This window comes from Microcystis sp. LEGE 08355 (assembly GCF_015207185.1).
GTDB lineage: Bacteria > Cyanobacteriota > Cyanobacteriia > Cyanobacteriales > Microcystaceae > Microcystis > Microcystis panniformis.
Map to the genome: position 1 here is coordinate 1 of NZ_JADEXI010000738.1, position 1984 is coordinate 1984.

At 47.0% G+C, this 1984-nt stretch carries 2 protein-coding genes and 1 pseudogene; all 3 read right to left on the reverse strand.

Annotation, left to right across the window (positions count from 1 at the left end; all coding sequences use genetic code 11):
• Window positions 1–126 precede the first annotated feature (126 nt).
• Window positions 127–223, reverse strand: a pseudogene (locus IQ242_RS23515) (IS1 family transposase); the annotation flags it as partial.
• A 255-nt stretch (window positions 224–478) separates the two neighbouring features.
• The gene (locus tag IQ242_RS23520) at window positions 479–964 is read right to left on the reverse strand and encodes a Tic20 family protein (protein ID WP_193961616.1); all 486 of its coding nucleotides are present in this window, start codon (window positions 962–964) and stop codon (window positions 479–481) included.
• Between the two features lie 122 nt (window positions 965–1086).
• Window positions 1087–1984: NADH-quinone oxidoreductase subunit F (locus tag IQ242_RS23525; RefSeq protein ID WP_193961617.1), on the reverse strand; the 898-nt coding region annotated here is incomplete at its 5' end.

Consider the following 1984-nt stretch of genomic DNA (forward strand, 5'->3'; position numbering starts at 1 on the left):
GTAGGATGGGTTAGCGGTAGCGTAACATAATCGGGCGTTGGGTTTCATGCTTCAACCGTTCGGCAAAAGCTCACGGCCGAAGCCCAACCTACGTTCATCTTATATTTAATTCCACCCACCTACTTAGGACTCCCAAAAGTCTGTGTAAGCAACCGCGCATTGTCGGTAAACACCGGGTAAACTGGCCCCAAAGTTTTTGGGCTGATTGACGACTTCTATCTCCGCGCATAGCCACCAATAATTTACCTTGTCTTTCTATCAATTAACCATTAAATAGGGTCTGCTGAAAAAGTTTTTCCTGGGGGCAGGGTGTGGGGTGTGGGGTTTTACCGATTTTGAAGGGGTCAATTACCTAATTTTCAGGGAAAAAGTCCAGGAATTTTCCCCCCGATCACTCCCATATCTGGTACTTTTTGATTGCCAAAAAGTCTAAAAGTCTTACCCAACAAGGTTTTTAGATTTATTCAGCCAGCCTAACTTAACCTCCCACCTGGGAATAGGCCGCCTCGGAAATTGTGGGAATATCGGCGTATTTGCCGATAACCGACTGTATAATGCTGTAAACACAGGCGGCAAATGCTCCCAAAAAGACGACGTTAAAAAGAGTTTCTACCACCAAATTCGCCCCTAAACCCCTAGCGACGAAACCTAAGGCCAATCCCAATAAATACACCAAAATATCGATTAAAATCGCCTGCATGGTGTTAAACCGGATAAAATGACTGATGCGGGGATTGCGTACCACAGCCAAAAAGAGGACGAGGAAGATAATTAAACTGCCAAAGCTTCCCAGAGAACTATAGAGAAAAGCTAAGGGAGTTAAAACTATTGCTAAGGCCGCTTCTAAAAAAGGAATTTGCCGAAAGATAAAGATACCGAAGGCAAAGGCCGAATATAAGGGTAAAAGATATACTAAAGCTGCAAAAATGCGATCTTTTGTATCGGTTGAGCCGCGCCAAGTCATAATCTATCGTCTCCTGAGACTACTGCTAACTCTCTTCAAGATAACCCGGCAGCCCACCAGACTTCCCATAACCGAAAAAATCGATCGAGGCCCAACAGTGTTCGGCCTCGATCGATTTTTTCTCAAACAGAGACGGGGTGCTTGCTTTCCCGTAACAGAGCCAGATATTCCTCCTTAAAATACTGTAGGGTACTTAAAATCGGATTGGGAGCGCTTTGACCAAGACCGCAAAGACTGGTTTCCTTGACCATTTGACAGAGATGTTCTAGGTTTTCGAGGTCGTGAATATCGGCTTTTCGAGCGATAATTTTGGCCAATAATTCAAACATTTGTACTGTTCCCGTGCGACAGGGGATACATTTACCACAGGACTCCTCGCGACAGAATTCCATATAGAATTTCGCCACTTCCACCATGCTGGTGCTATCATCCATAACCACCATCCCCCCGGATCCCATCATCGAACCGAGTTTAGCTAAGGATTCGTAATCCACGGGAGTATCGAGTAAATTAGCGGGAATACAACCCCCAGAGGGGCCGCCGGTTTGTACCGCTTTCACCTGACCATCGGGAACACCACCCCCCATCTCCTCGACAATTTCCCGGAGAGTAATGCCCATCGGCACTTCAATCAGCCCATTATTGCGGATTTTTCCCGTTAAAGCGAAGATTTTTGTGCCTTTACCGCTGGCAGTACCGATATTGGCATACCAAGCGGCTCCCTCGCGGATAATAGCGGCGATATTAGCGTAGGACTCGACGTTATTAATCAGGGTGGGACAACCATCGAGACCTGATTGGGCCGGATAGGGGGGACGGGTGCGGGGAGTGCCGCGGCCGCCTTCAATGGAATGGATGAGAGCGGTTTCCTCTCCACAGACAAAAGCTCCCGCCCCGATGCGGATATCCACCTTAAAATCGAAAGTGGACTCGAATACTTGGGAACCCATTAAACCAAATTTTTTGGCCTGATTAATCGCTTTTTGCAGACGATCGATCGATAGGGGATATTCGGCTCTA

Excerpts from the sequence above, each read along its gene's own strand:
- IQ242_RS23520 (WP_193961616.1), bottom strand. The coding sequence starts at position 964 with ATGACTTGGCGCGGCTCAACCGATACAAAAGATCGCATTTTTGCAGCT.